The 16,993-nt window shown below is 72.0% G+C and carries 18 protein-coding genes; 13 read left to right on the forward strand and 5 right to left on the reverse strand.

Annotated elements, in window-relative coordinates; genetic code table 11:
- Positions 1–207: 207 nt before the first annotated feature.
- Both VEW93_10920 and VEW93_10925 read right to left on the reverse strand, forming a co-directional pair.
- Entirely contained in the window at positions 208–1,380 is a 1,173-nt protein-coding gene (locus VEW93_10920; protein ID HYI62301.1) for a DUF4041 domain-containing protein, read from the reverse strand.
- 375 nt (positions 1,381–1,755) lie between these two features.
- Entirely contained in the window at positions 1,756–2,238 is a 483-nt protein-coding gene (locus tag VEW93_10925) for a glutathione peroxidase (protein ID HYI62302.1), read from the reverse strand.
- Positions 2,239–2,372: 134 nt separating this feature from the next.
- On the opposite strand from VEW93_10925, the gene dnaK reads away from it, so the two are divergent.
- The 6 genes from dnaK to clpB all read left to right on the forward strand — a co-directional run bounded on the left by dnaK (position 2,373) and on the right by clpB (position 9,278).
- Complete coding sequence (gene dnaK / locus VEW93_10930) at positions 2,373–4,235, forward strand: molecular chaperone DnaK (protein HYI62303.1); 1,863 nt, start codon at positions 2,373–2,375, stop codon at positions 4,233–4,235.
- Positions 4,235–4,954: a nucleotide exchange factor GrpE gene (locus VEW93_10935; protein HYI62304.1), complete on the forward strand. Its 720-nt coding sequence runs from the start codon at positions 4,235–4,237 to the stop codon at positions 4,952–4,954. Before dnaK ends, VEW93_10935 begins: the two co-directional genes overlap by 1 nt.
- Positions 4,955–4,959: 5 nt before the next feature.
- The gene (dnaJ, locus tag VEW93_10940) at positions 4,960–6,099 is read left to right on the forward strand and encodes a molecular chaperone DnaJ (GenBank protein HYI62305.1); all 1,140 of its coding nucleotides are present in this window, start codon (positions 4,960–4,962) and stop codon (positions 6,097–6,099) included.
- An 18-nt stretch (positions 6,100–6,117) separates the two neighbouring features.
- The gene (locus VEW93_10945) at positions 6,118–6,489 is read left to right on the forward strand and encodes a MerR family transcriptional regulator (protein HYI62306.1); all 372 of its coding nucleotides are present in this window, start codon (positions 6,118–6,120) and stop codon (positions 6,487–6,489) included.
- Between the two features lie 23 nt (positions 6,490–6,512).
- Positions 6,513–6,725 (forward strand): hypothetical protein, encoded by a 213-nt coding sequence (locus VEW93_10950; protein ID HYI62307.1) that lies wholly within the window; start codon positions 6,513–6,515, stop codon positions 6,723–6,725.
- 69 nt (positions 6,726–6,794) lie between these two features.
- Positions 6,795–9,278 (forward strand): ATP-dependent chaperone ClpB, encoded by a 2,484-nt coding sequence (gene clpB, locus VEW93_10955; protein ID HYI62308.1) that lies wholly within the window; start codon positions 6,795–6,797, stop codon positions 9,276–9,278.
- A gap of 126 nt (positions 9,279–9,404) precedes the next feature.
- Here the strand turns inward: clpB and VEW93_10960 are convergent, their stop codons facing one another.
- Both VEW93_10960 and VEW93_10965 read right to left on the reverse strand, forming a co-directional pair.
- Positions 9,405–10,139, reverse strand: a complete 735-nt coding sequence (locus tag VEW93_10960) for an SAM-dependent methyltransferase (GenBank protein ID HYI62309.1) — start codon at positions 10,137–10,139, stop codon at positions 9,405–9,407.
- Between the two features lie 112 nt (positions 10,140–10,251).
- Entirely contained in the window at positions 10,252–11,058 is an 807-nt protein-coding gene (locus tag VEW93_10965) for a VOC family protein (GenBank protein ID HYI62310.1), read from the reverse strand.
- Between the two features lie 235 nt (positions 11,059–11,293).
- Here VEW93_10965 and VEW93_10970 point away from each other — a divergent pair, with 235 nt between their 5' ends.
- The 4 genes from VEW93_10970 to VEW93_10985 all read left to right on the forward strand — a co-directional run bounded on the left by VEW93_10970 (position 11,294) and on the right by VEW93_10985 (position 13,821).
- Entirely contained in the window at positions 11,294–11,827 is a 534-nt protein-coding gene (locus VEW93_10970) for a GNAT family N-acetyltransferase (GenBank protein ID HYI62311.1), read from the forward strand.
- A complete protein-coding gene (locus VEW93_10975) occupies positions 11,824–12,237 on the forward strand; it encodes a VOC family protein (protein HYI62312.1) in 414 nt (137 codons plus the stop codon). The genes VEW93_10970 and VEW93_10975 overlap by 4 nt, the downstream gene beginning before the upstream one ends.
- 209 nt (positions 12,238–12,446) lie before the next feature.
- Entirely contained in the window at positions 12,447–12,692 is a 246-nt protein-coding gene (locus VEW93_10980) for a KTSC domain-containing protein (protein ID HYI62313.1), read from the forward strand.
- Positions 12,693–13,101: 409 nt separating this feature from the next.
- Positions 13,102–13,821: a class I SAM-dependent methyltransferase gene (locus VEW93_10985; protein HYI62314.1), complete on the forward strand. Its 720-nt coding sequence runs from the start codon at positions 13,102–13,104 to the stop codon at positions 13,819–13,821.
- A 74-nt stretch (positions 13,822–13,895) separates the two neighbouring features.
- On the opposite strand, the gene VEW93_10990 is transcribed toward VEW93_10985, so the two are convergent.
- Positions 13,896–14,522, reverse strand: a complete 627-nt coding sequence (locus VEW93_10990; GenBank protein ID HYI62315.1) for an MGMT family protein — start codon at positions 14,520–14,522, stop codon at positions 13,896–13,898.
- Between VEW93_10990 and VEW93_10995 the strand changes: the two genes are divergently transcribed.
- The 3 genes from VEW93_10995 to VEW93_11005 all read left to right on the forward strand — a co-directional run bounded on the left by VEW93_10995 (position 14,430) and on the right by VEW93_11005 (position 16,890).
- Positions 14,430–15,020 carry a dihydrofolate reductase family protein gene (locus VEW93_10995; GenBank protein HYI62316.1) on the forward strand — a complete coding sequence of 197 codons (591 nt, stop codon included), beginning with the start codon at positions 14,430–14,432 and terminating at the stop codon, positions 15,018–15,020. The two genes, VEW93_10990 and VEW93_10995, sit on opposite strands and share 93 nt — an antisense overlap.
- 996 nt (positions 15,021–16,016) lie before the next feature.
- A complete protein-coding gene (locus VEW93_11000) occupies positions 16,017–16,382 on the forward strand; it encodes a hypothetical protein (protein ID HYI62317.1) in 366 nt (121 codons plus the stop codon).
- A gap of 28 nt (positions 16,383–16,410) precedes the next feature.
- Entirely contained in the window at positions 16,411–16,890 is a 480-nt protein-coding gene (locus VEW93_11005; protein HYI62318.1) for a hypothetical protein, read from the forward strand.
- Positions 16,891–16,993: the final 103 nt, after the last annotated feature.

Consider the following 16,993-nt stretch of genomic DNA (forward strand, 5'->3'; position numbering starts at 1 on the left):
CGGGTCCGTCCCAAGGCGACCCGACATGCCCACCGAGGCCGAGCGTCGAAGCGACGAACGTCGGGGCGTCGCGCTCGATGTCGCACCGTGATGTCGGGGGCCCCGCTCTCGGCGTCCACCGGAACCGCTAGCGGTACTCGGGTGAGGACGAGTGCTTCCCCACGGTCCAGGCGCGCGCCTGAGGACGCTGGGTGAGGGCGTGTGCGCTTACGGGAGGCTGGCCGAGGAGGCGAGATCGGCCGTGGCCGGCGCGGCCGGCGCGGCGGGCGCCGTGGTCAGGCCCCGAGCGTGCTGCGACTGGTGCCACTCGAGCGCCTCGGCCTCCTCCACGAACTCCAACAGGTTGACCTCGGTGCCCTCCAGCAGGGCCCGTACCTGCGAGGGGGTGGCGAAGAAGAACTCGCGCCGCAGGTTCACCTGGTTGAGGCGGTGGTCGGCCAGCGCCCGGTGGAGGGTCCCCTCCAGGCCGACGGCGTCGTTGCTGAACACGATGGCGTGGACGTCGTAGCGGAAGGGGACGGACGCGTCACCCAGCTCACGGATCCGGTCCATGGGCTCGAGCCGCCGGGTCATTCCCACCTTGACCACGCCGGGCCCGAAGGCGCCGACGTTGGAGATTACGTACACGTAGCCGGCCCGGGTGTTGGCCTCCCTCTCGGACAGGCCCTCGATCGAGTCCTCGACCGCGCTCAGCTCCGCCTCGGCCCGTGCGATCTCGTCGGCGCTGGCCGCCCCGGCCCGGAGGGTCTCCAGGACCCGCCGACGGTGCTCTGCCTCTTTGGCCAGCTTCTCCTTGGCCTTGGCGATCTCCCGACGGACCTTCTCCTCCTCGCGCAGGCGGGCGCGTTCCTCCCGCTCGCGCTCCTTCTCCTCGGCGGCCTTGCTGGCGTAGTCGGCGGTCAGCTCCAGCTCGTAGATGCGGAGCTGGTGGTAGTACTCGGTGATGGCGATGCTCATCGAGCGGCCGAGCTTGGAGATCCGCGTCGCCACCTTGTCGAGCCGCTCGATGGCTCGGGCCAGGCCGTGGGGCTTCAGGGCTCGCACCAGGCTGTCGGCCTCGGCGTTGTAGGCCCCGATCATCAGCTTGGAGAAGTCGGTGACCATCTTCTGGCCCTCGGTGGTCGAGCCGTTCACCGTCCACCCTGACGCCGACTGGATGGCCTGGCCCTGGCGCACGGCGGCCTTCATCTTGTCCTGCACGTCCGCCAGGCGCGCCTTGTAGGCCAGGGCGTCGTGCAGGGGGTGGCGGTAGGAGTAGAGGCCCGCCTCCTGGAGGAGCACGGCGTCCTCGGTCGCCACCAGCTGCCGACGGAGGTCGGCGACCTCGACCCTGAGCTGTTCGGCCTCGGCCAGTACTCGCTGGTGCTCGCGCGCGGCCATCTTCCGGGCCACCCAGCCTGGATCGCTGGCCTCGGGTTGGTACATGACAGGAGCCGGAGCGGTGCCAGGCGTCGTCGTCGGAGCCGGATAGGGCGCGGGGGGCGGGGCCTGAGCGGGGATGGGTGCGGTCGCCGGGCCGGGGGTGGGCATCGGGTCGGGGGTGAGGGCCGATCGGCCCTCGACCTCGTGGGTGTGCTCGGTCCACACCGACCCGTCCCACCACCGGAGGAGTGGGTGGCCGTAGGGGTCCGGATGCCAGCCCGGCTCGGGGGCCCCCGTCACCGTCGGGGTCGTGGTCGGTCGGCGGGGGCGGGCGATGCCAGGTTCACATGGCGGATCATGCCACGTGGCCCCGGACCAGAAGCCCCGAGGGGGTCAGGTTTCGAGGAGCTTCTCGATGTCGGAGGTGAGCTTCTCGGGCTTGGTGGTGGAGCCGTAGCGCTTCACGGGGCGGCCGTCCCGGTCCACCAGGAACTTGGTGAAGTTCCACTTGATCCGGTCGCCCAGCACGCCGCCCTGCTCGGAACGGAGCCATCGGTACAGAGGGTGAGCGTCGTCGCCGTTGACCTCGACCTTGGCGAACAGGGGGAACGAGACGCCGTAGTTGACCTGGCAGAACTCCTGGATCTCCCCCTCGTCCCCGGGCTCCTGGTGGCCGAACTGGTCGCAGGGGAAGCCCAGGATCACCAGCCCCTGGTCGCGGTAGCGACCGTAGATCTCCTCCAGGCCCTGGTACTGCGGGGTGAAGCCGCACTTGGACGCGGTGTTGACCACCAGCACGGCCTTCCCCTCGTACTCCGAGAGGTCGACCTCGGTGCCGTCGATGGCGGTGGCGGTGAAGTCCTGCAGGCGGGTCATGGGCCGATGCTCCCACGCACGGCCCACCGGCCGGGGACGTGTGGCGCGCGCCACAGCGACCGGAGTTGATAAGAGCAGACTCAACTTTTATCCTGCACTCCAACACAGAGCCGTCCTCCCCCAAGGAGCCCCCCATGCCCAAGGCCGTCGGAATCGACCTCGGCACCACGAACTCGGTCGTCAGCGTCCTCGAGGCCGGCGACCCGCTCGTCATCCCTAACGCCGAGGGGTCGCGCACCACCCCGTCGGTGGTCGCCTTCTCCAAGGCGGGCGAGGTCCTGGTAGGTGAGGTGGCCAAGCGCCAGGCCATCACCAACCCCGGGCGCACCATCCGCTCCGTCAAGCGCCACATGGGCACGGACTGGAAGATCGAGATCGACGGCAAGGACTACACGGCCCAGGAGATCTCGGCCCGCACCCTCATGAAGCTCAAGGCCGACGCCGAGGCCTACCTGAACGACACGGTCAGCCAGGCCGTCATCACCGTCCCGGCCTACTTCAACGACGCCGAGCGCACCGCCACCAAGGAGGCGGGCCAGATCGCCGGCCTCGAGGTCCTCCGCATCATCAACGAGCCCACCGCCGCGGCCCTGGCCTACGGCCTGGAGAACGAGGGGGCCGAGGAGACGGTGCTGGTGTTCGACCTGGGCGGCGGCACCTTCGACGTGTCGGTGCTGGAGATCGGCGACGGGGTGTTCGAGGTCAAGTCCACCCACGGCGACGTGAACCTGGGCGGCGACGACTGGGACCAGGCCGTCATCGACTGGATGGTGGCCAGCTTCAAGGGCGCCCACGGCATCGACCTGTCCAAGGACCCGATGGCCGAGCAGCGCCTCAAGGAGGCGGCCGAGAAGGCCAAGATCGAGCTGTCGTCCACCCAGCAGACCCAGATCAACCTGCCCTACATCACCGCCGGGGCCGACGGCCCGCTGCACCTGGACGAGACCCTCACCCGGGCCAAGTTCCAGGAGCTCACCGCCGATCTCCTCAACCGGTGCAAGGGCCCGTTCGAGCAGGCCATCACCGACGCCGGCCTCCAGAAGGGCCAGGTCGAGCACGTCATCCTGGTGGGCGGCTCGACCCGCATGCCGGCGGTGACCGAGCTGGTCAAGGAGATGACGGGCAAGGACCCCAACAAGGGCGTCAACCCCGACGAGGTGGTGGCCGTGGGCGCCGCCATCCAGGCCGGCGTGCTCAAGGGCGAGGTCAAGGACGTGCTGCTCCTCGACGTCACCCCCCTCTCCCTCGGCATCGAGACCAAGGGCGGCGTGACCACCAAGCTCATCGAGCGCAACACCACCATCCCCACCCGCAAGACCGAGGTGTTCACCACCGCGGACGACATGCAGACCCAGGTGGAGATCCACGTCCTGCAGGGCGAGCGGGAGATGGCTCAGTACAACAAGACCCTGGGCAAGTTCCAGCTCGTCGACCTGCCCCCGGCGCCCCGGGGCGTGCCCCAGATCGAGGTCACCTTCGACATCGACGCCAACGGCATCGTCCACGTCTCGGCCAAGGACCGGGCGACCAACAAGGAGCAGTCGATGACCATCACCGGCCAGTCGTCGCTCGACAAGGACGCCATCGACCAGATGATCAAGGACGCCGAGGCCCACGCCGAGGAGGACCGGAAGCGCAAGGAGGAGGCCGAGGTCCGCAACCAGGCCGACACCCTCGTGTACCAGACCGAGAAGGTGCTCCGGGAGCAGGGCGAGAAGGTGGAGGGCTCCGAGAAGGAGGCCGCCGAGACCGCCCTGGCCGAGCTCAAGACGGCGCTGGAGGGCTCCGACACCGACGCGGTGAAGGGGGCCACCGAGAAGCTCATGACGGCCAGCCAGACCCTGACCCAGAAGCTCTACGAGGCCAGCAAGTCCGAGAGCGACGGCGCCTACGCCGGGGCCGGCGGGACGGGGGCCACCGACGGCGGCTCCGACGACGACGTGGTCGACGCCGAGGTGGTCGAGGACGAGGGTGACGGCGCCGGCAAGGCGGTCTGATGTCCGATCCCACCCCCGAGCCCGACGAGGGCCCGACCCCCGGACGCGGCCCCGGCCCGGACGCGGCCCCCGGCGGCCCCCGGGACGGTGACGCCCCGACCCCCGAGGCGGCCCCCGGTGGGCCCCCGGACGGCGATGCCCCGGCCCCGCCGGCGGGCGCCGCCCCCCGGGCGCCGGCTGGCGACCCGGTCCCCGGCGACCGGGTCCCCGACGACCTGTCGTCGCTGGCCGACGCCCCCCCGGCCCCGGCCGGCGGGCCGCCCGCCGACCTGTCCGTCGAGGCCCTGCTGGACGACGTCGAGCGCCTCACCACCGAGCGCGACGCCCACTTCGATCGGCTCCAGCGGGCCCAGGCCGAGTTCGAGAACGCCAAGAAGCGCCTCCAGCGCGACGCCCAGGATCGGGCCGACGCCGCCGCCGGCCGACTGGTCGAGGACCTGCTCCCGGTGCTCGACGCCTGCGACGCGGCCCTGGCCCACGGCGAGAGCGGTGTGGAGCCGGTGTTCGCGGCCCTGCTCCAGACCCTGGAGAAGAACGGCCTGGAGCGCATCGACCCGGCCGGGGACGTCTTCGACCCCACCCGGCACGAGGCGGTGCTGCACGAGCCCGCCGGCGAGGGCGACGACCCGGCCCTGTCGGTCGTGCTGGACGTCCTCCGGATCGGGTACGCCTGGAAGGGGCGCGTGGTCCGGGCGGCCATGGTGAAGGTCAGGGGTTAGGGCCGATGGCGCCGCAGCGCGAGTGGCTGGAGAAGGACTACTACGCCGTCCTCGGCGTGCCGTCCGACGCCGACCCCAAGGCCCTCACCAAGGCGTACCGCAAGCTGGCCCGCGAGCTGCACCCCGACGCCAACCCGGGCGACAGCCGGGCCGAGGAGCGCTTCAAGGAGGTCTCCGCCGCCTACGACGTGGTCGGCGACGCCGAGCGCCGCAAGGAGTACGACGAGGTCCGGGCCATGGCCGCCGCCGGCGGTGGCTTCGGGCCCGGCGGCCCGGGCGGCCCGGGCGGCTTCGGCTTCACCGGCGACGTCGGCGACCTGGGCTCGCTGTTCGGCAACCTCTTCGGCCGGGGCCGCGGCGGCCGGCCCGGCGGCCCGGCCGGTCCCGGACCCCGCCGGGGCCCCGACCTGGAGACCGAGCTCCACCTCTCGTTCGTCGACGCCGTCCAGGGCGTCACCACCGCGGTGAGCCTCCTGGCCGACGCCGTGTGCGGCACGTGCCACGGCGACGGCGCCCGACCCGGCACCACGCCCACCGTCTGCCCCCGGTGCGGGGGCCAGGGCTCCGTGGCCGAGGACCAGGGACCGTTCTCGTTCAGCACGCCGTGCCCCCGGTGTGGCGGGCGGGGCTCGATCATCGAGGACCCGTGCCCCACCTGCCAGGGCGGCGGGGTCGAGCGCCGCCGCCGCGACGTGAAGGTGCGCATCCCCGCCGGGGTCACCGACGGGACGCGCATCAAGGTCAAGGGCCGGGGCGGCCCCGGGCGCGACGGCGGGCCGGCCGGCGACCTGTACGTGGTGTGCCGGGTCCAGCCCCACGAGCTGTTCCGGATCCAGGGGCGGGACCTGGCCCTCACCCTGCCCGTGACCTTCCCCGAGGCGGCGCTGGGGGCGGACGTCCCGGTGCCGACCCTGGACGGGGGGACGGTCACGGTGCGCATCCCCGAGGGCACCCCCACCGGGCGCACCTTCCGGGTCAAGGGCCGGGGCGTGCCCCACACCAAGGGGCCCGGCGACCTGCTGGCCACCGTCGAGGTGGCGGTGCCGGCCCGGCTGAGCGCCGCCCAGCGCCAGGCCGTCGAGGAGCTGGCCGCCCTGACGGCGGACGAGTCCCCTCGCGCCCACATGGACGGGTCGGCGCGATGATGGGGAGCGGAGGCTGAGATGCGAGGTCCCACCAGCGCCGTCTACGTGATCTCCGTGGCCGCCGAGCTGGCCGGCGTCCACCCCCAGACCCTGCGCATCTACGAGCGCAAGGGGCTGGTCGACCCGGCCCGCACCCCGGGCGGGAGCCGCCGCTACAGCGACGACGACATCGCCCTCCTGCGCCGCATCACCGAGCTGACCAACGAGGGCCTCAACCTGGCCGGCGTCCAGCGGGTGCTGGCCCTGGAGGACGAGGTCCGCCGCCTGCGGGACCGCCTGGACGACGTGGAGCGGGCCGCTCGACGCGAGGTGGCCGAGGCCACCCGGCGCCGGGCCGACCTGGTCCCCGTGCCCCGGTCGATCGTCCTCTACCAGGGCCGCCGCCGCTGACCTCCATGGATGCGGGGCGGGCGGTGCGCGCCGCGCACGAGTGGTTCGAGCGCACCAGCGGGTGGGCGCCCCCGGACCCGGACACCATGGCCGACTGGGCCGCCGAGGGGTTGTCCCGCTGCCCCGACGACTGCGTCGCCGCCGTCGACGGGTGGTGCGAGCACGGGCTGGCCTCGTGGGCGCTGATCCTGCGCGACCTGGAGGAGCGCCCCGGCGGGCGCCACATCCTGGGCTGACGCGGATCGCCGCAGAGAAAACTTGATGGTGACATTGGCAAGTTTGGGAGGCGGGCGTATCCTGGGCCCATGGCGATGGACCCGAACCGCTGGACCCTCAAGACCCAAGAGGCCTTCACCGCCGCCACCGAGGCGGCCCGGGCCGCCAACAACCCCGAGGTCACCTCCGACCACCTCCTCCTGGCCCTCCTGGGCCAGGCCGAGGGTGTGGTGCTGCCCATCATCGAGAAGGTCGGCCTGGCCCCGCTGGCCCTGCGCAACGCCACCCAGGAGCGCTTGGCCAAGCTGCCCAAGGCCTACGGCAGCGAGGTCCGCATGTCCGGGGCCCTCACCCGGGTCATGGACCAGGCCGAGGCGGCCCGGGTCGAGCTGACCGACGAGTACCTGTCCACCGAGCACATCCTGCTGGCCCTGGCCGACCTGCTCGGCGTGGCCCGGGAGGCGCTGCTCACCGCGCTGCGCGAGGTCCGGGGCAGCCACCGGGTCACCACCCAGAACCCCGAGGACACGTTCCAGTCGCTGGAGCGCTTCGGGCGCGACCTCACCGAGGCCGCCCGCCAGGGCAAGCTCGACCCCGTCATCGGGCGGGACGAGGAGATCCGCCGCACCATCCAGGTGCTCAGCCGCCGGACCAAGAACAACCCGGTCCTCATCGGCGAGCCTGGCGTCGGCAAGACGGCCATCGTCGAGGGCCTGGCCCGCCGCATCGTCGAGGGCGACGTGCCCGAGGGGCTGAAGAACCGCCGGCTCATCTCCCTGGACCTGGGGGGCATGGTGGCCGGGGCCAAGTACCGGGGCGAGTTCGAGGAGCGGCTCAAGGCCGTGCTCAAGGAGATCACCGACGCCGAGGGCGAGGTCATCACCTTCATCGACGAGCTCCACACCATCGTCGGCGCCGGCAAGGCCGAGGGGGCCATGGACGCCGGCAACATGATCAAGCCCATGCTGGCCCGGGGCGAGCTGCGCCTCATCGGGGCCACCACCCTGGACGAGTACCGGAAGTTCATCGAGACCGACGCCGCCCTGGAGCGCCGCTTCCAGCAGGTGTTCGTGGGCCAGCCCTCGGTCGAGGACAGCATCGCCATCCTGCGGGGCCTCAAGGAGCGCTACGAGGTCCACCACGGCGTCCGCATCCAGGACTCGGCCCTGGTGGCCGCGGCCGTGCTGTCCGACCGCTACCTCACCGGCCGGTTCCTGCCCGACAAGGCCATCGACCTCATGGACGAGGCCGCGTCCAAGCTGCGCATCGAGATCGACTCCCTGCCCACCGAGATCGACGTGGTGGAGCGCCGCATCCGCCAGCTGGAGATCGAGCGGGTGGCCCTGGCCAAGGAGACCGACGAGGCGTCCAAGGAGCGGCTGGAGGCCCTCGACCGGGACCTGGCTGACCTGACCGAGCAGGCCAGCGGCATGAAGGCCCACTGGCAGGCCGAGAAGGAGGCCATCGAGGACATCCGGGAGCTCAAGGAGGCCCTGGAGGCCCGGCGCTCCGAGCTGGAGCGCGAGCCGGACCTGGAGAAGGCCTCGGAGATCCGCTACGGGCAGATCCCCGCCCTGGAGAAGCAGGTCGACGCGGCCACCGACCGCCTGGCCGGCCTGCAGGAGACCCAGCGGATGTTGAAGGAGGAGGTCGACGAGGAGGACGTGGCCGACATCGTCAGCGCCTGGGCCGGCGTGCCGGTCAGCCGGATGATGGAGGGCGAGGTGGCCAAGCTCGTCCGCATGGAGGAGGTGCTGCACGGCCGGGTGGTGGGCCAGGACGAGGCCGTGAGCGCGGTGGCCAACGCCATCCGCCGCAGCCGGGCCGGCCTGTCCGACCCCGACCGGCCCATCGGCTCGTTCCTGTTCCTCGGTCCCACCGGCGTGGGCAAGACGGAGCTGGCCCGCACCCTGGCCGAGTTCCTGTTCGACGACGCCAAGGCCATGGTCCGCATCGACATGAGCGAGTACATGGAGAAGCACACCGTGAGCCGCCTCATCGGCGCCCCGCCCGGCTACGTGGGCTACGGCGAGGGCGGCCAGCTCACCGAGGCGGTGCGCCGCCGGCCCTACTCGGTGGTGCTGCTGGACGAGATCGAGAAGGCCCACCCCGACGTGTACAACGTGCTGCTCCAGGTGTTCGACGACGGGCGCCTCACCGACGGGCAGGGGCGCACGGTCGACTTCACCAACACCGTGCTGATCATGACCTCCAACATCCCCGGCGACCCGCGGGAGTTCTTCAAGCCCGAGTTCGTCAACCGCATCGACGACATCGTGCGCTTCCGGTCCCTGACCGAGGACGACCTGGGCGCCATCGTGGAGATCCAGCTCCAGAGCCTGCGGAAGCGCCTGGAGGAGCGGCGCATCGGCCTGGAGGTCACGCCCGACGCCCTCACCACGCTGGCCCGCGAGGGCTTCGACCCGGCCTTCGGCGCCCGCCCCCTCAAGCGGGTCATCCAGCGGGAGGTGGGCGACCGCCTGGCCGTGTCCATCCTGGAGGGCGACGTGGCCGACGGCGACACCGTGAAGGTCGACACCGCCCCCGACGGCAGCCTCACCGTCGCCAGCTGATCGTCCTCCCTGCCTCCCTGCCTCCCTGCCGCCCGGCCGACTGGCCGTCAGGTCCGTTAGGTCCGTCAGGCCCGACCGGCCGTCAGGTCGTCAGGGTCCCGGCGGGCGGCCGTCAGATCCCGGCCGTCAGGCGTCAGGCTCCGGGCGGGGGCGGGACCGGAGGTGCAGCAGGTGCTCGACGGCGCCCCGGTGGCCCGTCATCGCCGAGCGCACCGACCCGAGCACGTCCCACCCGTGCTCCTCGGCGCCGGCCGCGGCCCGGGCCACCGCTTCGGCCAGCTCGGCCTCGTCGGTGGGGGGCTGGGCCCGGCGCAGCTCGAACATGGGCTTCACCAGGCCCACCAGCTCGGTGCCGGGGGCGGGGTCCAGGTTGGCCGTGAGCTGGGCCACTGCCGCGGCGAGGGCCAGGTTCGACACGTCGACCACGATCAGGTCGGGTTGCTCGTCGAGGTGGTCCCGGGTCAGCACCCCCAGGTTGGTGCGCTCCAGGTTCCGCACCCGGGGGTCCTGGCGCAGCGAGCCGAGGAGCTGCCCGAAGCCCACGTCGACGGCGTGGACCAGGCGGGCCCCCCGCTCCAGCAGGGCCACCGTGAACCCCCCGGTGCAGGCCCCCACGTCGAGGGCCACCCGGCCGGCGACGTCCACGCCGAAGTGGTCGAGGGCGAAGCCCAGCTTGCGGGTGCCCTGGAGGGTGCGGGGGGTGGCCACCTCGATGCGGGCGTCGGGGCGGACCTGCGAGCGGGGGTTGGTGATGACCACGCCGTCGACCCGCACCCGCCCGGCGGCCAGCGCCGCCTCGATGTCGTCCAGGTCGGGGTGGCGGGTGAGGAGCACGGCGGTGAGCGCCCGGCGGGCGGCCATCAGCGCGGCCCCGCCCGGCCCGTCCCGGGGGCGGCGGGGGAGAGCTCGGCTCGCGTCACGGGACCGAGCGTACGGCCGGGGACCGGGGCGGGCGCCCGGGTCCCCGGCCGGGTCACTGGACGATCTTGAACAGGGCCCCGGTGGGGTCCGCGGCCTGGGCCAGGACGCCGTAGGGGGTGTCCTCGGCCGGGAGCACCACCTTGCCCCCCAGCTCCTCGATGCGGGCCAGGGACGCCTCGGCGTCGTCGACCCCGAAGTAGATCGACCAGTGGGCGGGCACGCCCTCGGGCAGGAAGGCGCTGGCGTCCATGACCCCGGCCAGCTGCCCGTCGCCCTGGCCGAGGGTGGCGTAGCGGAACTCGTCGGTGTCGCTCGTGATGTGGGTGTCCCAGCCGAAGACGTCCTGGTAGAAGCGGACGGTGGCGGCGTGGTCGCGGGTGTGGAGCTCGAACCAGCTCGGCGCCCCCGTCTCGGCCCAGACGCCGAAGCCCTTGTGGGCCCCGGGCTGCCAGGCCCCCACGGCCGCTCCCCCGGCGTCGGTGAGCACGGCCATGCGGCCCTGGTCGCCGACGTCCATGGGCGGCACCATCACGCCGCCCCCGTGGGCGGCCGCCTTCTCGGCGGTGCTGTCGAGGTCGGCGGTGGCCAGGTACACCGACCACAGGTCCGGCGTGCCCGAGGTGCCGTCGTTGGCCATGGCCCCGGCGACGGCCACGCCGTCCCGGGCGAAGGTGATGTAGCCGCCGTACTCCTCGCCGGCGACCTCCGAGGTCCAGCCGAACAGCTCGCCGTAGAAGGCGCGGCTGGCGTCGGGATCGGAGGTGAACAGGTCGATCCAACAGGGGGCACCCTCGGGTGCGGGCGTCGCGGGCGGGCATGGTCGTCTCCTCAGGTGGATGGTCGACAGGGTGTCGTCCATCCGACGGGATGCCGGCCCCGAACTCATCGCGACTGTCGCGGTCGTGGCGTGTCCAGCCCGGCGTCGGTGGTGCTGAAGCGGACGGCCGAGCGGCGGCGGCTCCGTGGCGTCACCGCCCTCGGCGCGACTGGCTCATGACCGGGTGTGGTCGGGTGGCCCGGCCGTCCTGGCGTTCGCGAGGCCACCATGGGGCGGGAGGGGCTGGGTACCATCCGCTCAGCCGGAGGGAGGGGCCATGGGCAGCAGCAAATCGGACGTGGAGATCCGGCCGGCGACCGACGGTGACCTCCCGACCATCACCGAGATCCACAACGCCCTGCTCGACACCACCACCTATGAGTGGACCGAGGTGCGCCACACCGTGGAGGAGCGGGCGGAGTGGCTGCGGCAGAAGCGTGCCGACGGGTGGCCGGTGCTGGTGGCGGTGGACGGCGGGCAGGTGGTGGGGTGGGCCACCTACGGCCCGTTCCGCGACAACGCCCACTACCCGGGCAACTGGTGCACGGTCGAGCACACCCTCCATGTGGCTGCCAGCCACCAGGGCCGGGGGGTGGGTCGGACCCTGCTGGAGGCCCTGGCTGATCGGGCCCGGTCCGAGGGTCGGTGGGTCATGGTGGCTGGCGCCGATGGCACCAACACCGACTCCATCGCCTTCCACGAGCGGCTCGGCTTCCGGGAGGTGGCTCGCATGCCCGGGGTGGGGGAGAAGTGGGGTCGTCGCCTCGACCTGGTCTTCCTCCAGCACGAGCTGTCGGAGCCGTTCCTGTGACCGCCGGGGAGGCGGGTGGCCGGCTGGTGACCGTGGTGTTGGAGGTGGCCGACCTCGATCGCTCGATGGCCCTGTACCGGGACGGCTTCGGCCTCGACCTGCACCTCTCCGACCACCAGGGCGGCGATCACGGCGGTGACGACCGGTGGATCAGCGGCCGCCACGCCGCGGTCACCTGGCGGGACGGGGCGTTCCTGCACTTTGCCCTGTACGAGTCCCGCCAGGGCGGGCGGACCTCGGGGGCCCAGGTCAGCCTGGCCGTGGACGACATCGACTCGGCCCACCGCCGGGCCGTGGCCGCCGGGGCCGAGGTCCTCCACCCGCCGCGGGCCGAGCCCTGGGGCACCAGCGCCCGCTACCGCGACCCCGACGGCAACGTGGTCGAGCTCACCCAACCGCCGTCGCCCTGACCGCCCACACCCGGCCCCAGGGCCTGGCCTCCGGCGTCGAGGGCGGGGCCCAGGTCTGCGGGGTCACCCACGGCCAGGGTGACGCAGGTCGGTCCGCTCGGCCAGGCCCTCCAGCCAGGGGGCGCCGCGGGGGTGGCAGCGGGGCGGGCACGGACGTGGACGGCACCGCCGCCAGGCGTGACGCCGGCCGCCGCGGGTAGGGCGGGCCCGTGGCTGGTCCCGACCGCAGGCTCCGCGCCGTGCCGACGATGCACCCGGTCGACTCCTCAGCCGTGGCCGCGGTGGGGTACGACCCCAGGACCCAGGATCTCTTCGTCCGGTTCGTCGGCCCCGGCCTGTACGCCTACGCCGGCGTCGAGGAGGCGACGTACACGGCGCTACGCGCCGCGGAGTCGGTGGGCGCCTTCGTCAACGAGGTGATCAAACCCCACCATCCCGTCACCCGATGCGGTTGAGCACCTCGCCCGACGTCGCTGGGCCTCCCCGAGCCGACCGCCCGTCGGCTTCACTCTTCACGGTAGTACGCATCCTCCGGACCGACGCACTCTGCCACCCGTGGCTGATCTGGGCCGTGGGTCACCTGGTTCCCATCGCTCCGATCGAGATCGAGCGGGTGCACCTGGAGCATGCCTAGGGCCACGCCGTCTCGTACGACGTCTACCACCTGTCGCCCGATGCGGTCTCGGATGCGCTCGACACGGCGGGGCTCGACGTCATCGCCAGGATGACGCGCAACCCGATCCCCCCCGAGCCTCAGGATCAGGCCTACCTCCTGGCCCGCAAGCGAGTAGTTCGACCCGCTCCTCCCGCATGACTTGGGAGGCGAGTGAGCCCGAGCCAGGGGAGCATCCAGGAGGATGTGGTGTGGCCGACGCTATCTTCGCCCATCCCCGGCTGGCCGAGATCTACGACGCGGTGGACGACGACCGCTCCGATCTCGACCTCTACCTGGCGGTGGTCGCCGAGCGGGGTGCTCAACAACTGCTCGACATCGGGTGCGGGACCGGCAGCTTCGCGTCGCTCCTCGCCGGACGGGGTGTCGATGTGGTGGGGGTCGACCCGGCCGCCGCCTCGCTGGCGGTGGCTCAGCGGAAGCCTCACGCGTCGCGGGTGCGGTGGGTGCTCGGGGACCTGGCGAACGTCCCGGAGATGGAGGTCGACCTGGTCACCATGACCGGCAACGTGGCCATGGTCTTCCTGGACGATGCCGAGTGGCGAGCGGTCCTGGCGGGGGCCCGTTCCCGGTTGGCGCCCGGCGGATCGCTGGCCTTCGAGGTGCGCCGCCCCGAGCGCCGGGCGTGGGAGGACTGGACCCCGGAAGCGACCCGGCGTCGCGTGGCCCTGCCCGAGGGGTCGGTCGAGACGTGGGTCGAGCTCACCGCCGTCGACCTCCCTCTGGTGTCGTTCCGCCACCACTGCGCCTTCTCCGACGACGCCACCCTGATCTCCGACTCCACCCTCCGCTTCCGCTCCCTCCCCGAGATCGAGGCTGACCTGGCCACCGCCGGCCTTGAGGTGATCGAGGTGCGCGACGCCCCCGACCGCCCCGGCCTCGAGCACGTCATCCTCGCCCAGCCGACCTGACCCGACCCGAGCCGTGGGGCACCAGCGCCCGCTACCGCGACCCCGACGGCAACGTGGTCGAGCTCACCCAGCCCTCACCGCCCTGATCGACCGGGCCCGGCGTGGACGCGCCGGTGCTCGTCCACCTCGTGCCCCTCGGCCCGGAGGAGGGGGGCCTGGCTCGGGGCGTGGGTCCGGTACAGGCGGCCCTCGGCCGGGAGCACCCGCCACCACGGCAGGCCGGGTGCGGAGCGGAGGACGTTGGCCACGGCCTGGCCTCCGCCCGGGCGGCCCAGCTCCTCGGCCAGCTCGCCGTAGGTCACCAGCTCCCCCGGCTCCAGAGCGGCCACGGCGGCGACCACCGCCCGCTGGAACGGCGTCGGCTCGTGGTCGTCAGGCCAGGGCGCGCCCCGAGGCGGCGGAGGACCGGTTGTCGGTCCACCGGTGGTCGGTCCGCGGCGGGAGCGGGAGCGGCCGGTGGCGGTGCCCCTCGAGGCGGTCGTGATCGGCTCGGCGTCCTCCACGAGGGCAGCCCACTCGCTCCCGGGCCCTCGTCGCAACCGGCCCCCGATGAGATCCTGGGGGCGGAACCGTCGAAGCCCCCGACATCGGTACCCAAGGAGCGAGACATGCGGATCGTCATCAGTGAGTTCATGAGTCTCGACGGCGTGGTCCAGGCCCCTGGTGGGGCGCAGGAGGACACCGACGGTGGCTTCGAGCACGGCGGCTGGTCGATGCCCTACTTCGACGTCGAGGTCATGGGGCCCGTGCTCGACGAGGTCATGCAGCAGACCGACGGGCTGCTCTTCGGCCGGCGGACGTGGGAGACCATGGCCGGTGCGTGGCCGGACCGGGCCGGCGACCCCTTCGCCGACAAGATGAACGCCATCCCCAAGTACGTCGCCTCCCGGACGCTGACCCAGGCCGACCTCCAATGGTCGAACTCGACCTTGCTGCCGGCCGACGACCTGGTCGGCGCCGTACGCGACCTGCGAGCCAAGGAGGGTGGCAACCTGCAGTTGATGGGCAGCCCGACGCTCGCCGGCGCGCTGATCGAGCACGACCTGGTCGACGAGTACCGGCTGATGATCGAGCCGGTGACCCTGGGCGGCGGGAAGCGCCTCTTCCCCGACGACGGCCAAGCTCGCCCCCTGGAGCTGGTGTCGACCATCACCAGTGACACCGGCGTCCACATCTGCACCTACCGCCCCGCCGGCTGACCCCCCGGGCTGCGTCGTGGCCCCACCGACGGGCGATGGATCCCAACGCTGGCGTTCAGGCTGTCTCGTCGGATGGGCCGAGGCAGAATCGGGGCGTGCGTCTCGGCATCGCCCATCACCTCGGCTGGGCCGTAGCCGTCACGGCCTCGGCCGACCACCAGGTCGTGGACCGTCGCCGGATCGAGCTGATCGAACCCGGCATGCCGACGGCACCGATCCACCACGAGGGCGGCCCACACCTCCTCCACCGGCAGGGTGACCCTCTCGACGATGACGCTCTCGCCGCGTTGGTGGCGGACGTGCGAGCCTCCGCGGTCCGAGCAACCTCAGCAGCAGTGGACGAGCTCGCGACCGCGTTGCCCGAACCGATCGTCTCGATCTCGCTCCGAGCCTGGCCCGCCGACTTCCCCGACGACATCGCCACCCAACGCCGGGTGCCCTACGAGAGCCGCGCCGACTCCGTCATGTATCGCCAGGTGCTGGTCGACCTGGCCCATGAGCGCAGCTTGGACGTCCACCTATACGAAGCCAAGGACGACGTTGAAGCCGAAGCAGCCCGCGTGCTGGGCAAGCGAGCGAGGAGGTCCTCCGCGGCCCCCGGAAAACGCTGGGCCGCCATGATCGAAGGACCATCGGATGGCGCTCGCGGCCACGCTTGTGACCCCCTGACCTGGTCTCGCAATTGCTGTGCTCATTCGTCGCGGCCCCTCATCCACGTGCTGGGACTGGCTCGTGATCCTGGAGGTCCCATGCATGTGCCGAGCGCCTGCGCGTTCTCAGCTTGGGAACTAGGCCGACGGGCTCCTGACCACCTCCGACGCGAGTATCCCCAGGTCAGACGTGGTGAGCGCTGTCCGCCCCTACCCGTGAAAGACCACTGTTCTCCGTCCGATCTGGCACGCATCTGGCACGCCTGTGGCCCCAGATGGTCGCCTTCACCCGTCGCGACGGGACAGGTCGGCGTGCAAGAATTGTGCGGCGAGGAGGGGAGGGACCATGGACTTCACTGATCAGCAGGTCGACGATGCGATCGCGTTCGTGACCACCGCCGCCGAGGACCGCGGCAGCACCGTCTCCTACACAAAGGACCCGGATTCGGTGACCCAGTTCATGAAGGCCTTCCACGACCGATGCATCGAGCGAGAGTTGCCGCCGATGGACGCACTGGTGGTGCACGTTGGGCCACCACGTGAGGCGCGACCAGGCGGTGGGTACTTCAAGGTGAACGGCCTCCCGGATCCCTACGGACGAGGCGGCTCTCGCTCCAGAGCGGATGAGGCGTTGATGTTCTGGGGCGCTCAGGTCGAGGGATGCAAGCAATGGGGCATCCAGCGCCGACGAAGCCGCATGCGGCGTCCGTAGCCATGTCGGGATATGACCCTGCGACAGGTTGGGTGAGCTTCTCGCCCTCAAAGGTGAGCCGCTACTTCCGGGCCGTGCCCGGCAGGAGCGGCGACATCGAGAGGCGTCTCGAGGAGAGCGGCTGGAGTGGTACTGGGGCGTCTCAGGTGAGCTGCACGCCCACTGCGACGACGCGCTCCTCTGGACGGTCCTGAGCGGCCGGCCGCCGGCGTTTAGTTCTTCCTCGCCAGATGATCCCTGCGATCAGCCCGAGTGGATCAAGGTGTCCGACCTCGGTGCGGTGACGGACCCGCCGATGGGGACTAGCACGGTTCTCGCCAAGTTGCGCCGTACCGGCTACCTCGAGCGAGTCGATGGCAAGGATCAACCCACGGAGAGGGCGCGGGGCCACTTCATCGAGCGACCCGTGGACGTCCATTCATCCAGGTACCCCGTCCGTGAAGGCGCCGTGCAGCGGCTGTGGTCCTACGACGTCCTAATCGAACCTCGCGCCACGGCCGGCGACTGACTGCGCAGCCGCTCCGAGGTTGCCCGAGTCGGTCGATCTCGTCCGCTGACTGTCACACCCCCCCTGTATGGTCGAAGCGGCTTGAGGACGGACGGAGATTCTT

Source organism: Acidimicrobiales bacterium, from assembly GCA_035630295.1.
GTDB lineage: Bacteria > Actinomycetota > Acidimicrobiia > Acidimicrobiales > Iamiaceae > Iamia.